We start from the raw sequence: 486 nt of genomic DNA, 5'->3' as shown, positions 1-486 counted from the left end.
GCCCCTACAGCAGCTCGCACCTGATCCATACACTGTCCGACCTGGCCGGGCTGAGCTATGACCGTTATGAACCGGCCAAGAGCCTGGTGAGCCCGCAGTTCGTGGTGGCACCACGCTGGATTGGCGACCCGTACCGCAAGGGTGGCCTGCGCGAGTTCGACCACCTGCCGCTGGACAAGGCCGAGCGGGTGCGGGAGACGGTCAGTAGTGGCAAGACACAGAACGCTGGGCGCCTGAACTGATTGTTTTGTGTTGAAATTGCCGGGGGCGCTTTGCGCCCCTTTCGCGACACAAGGCCGCTCCCACAGGTCCGCGCCGGGCAGTTCAATGTCAGTGTATTACCCAGCTCATCACCCACAACCCCAGCAGCAGCCAGATGATCCCGAGGATGATCGAGGCACGCATGAACGCGCGGATTGCCGAGTACAGCAGCACCAGCCCGACGATCAGGGCAAGGATGCTGAGCAGCGAGGTTTCCATGCCCAA

General features: G+C 62.3%; 1 protein-coding gene. It reads left to right on the top strand.

What is annotated here, in order from left to right; translation table 11 throughout:
• The coding region (locus G3I17_RS39260) for a hypothetical protein (protein WP_203591358.1) at positions 1-242 on the top strand (242 nt) is incomplete at its 5' end.
• Positions 243-486 lie beyond the last annotated feature (244 nt).

Origin of the sequence: Streptomyces sp. SID13031 (genome assembly GCF_010548305.1) — a bacterium.
Classification (GTDB): Bacteria; Actinomycetota; Actinomycetes; order Propionibacteriales; family Kribbellaceae; genus Kribbella.
The sequence above is the reverse complement of the archived record's forward strand: the minus strand, read 5'-3'. Positions and strand labels throughout refer to the sequence as shown.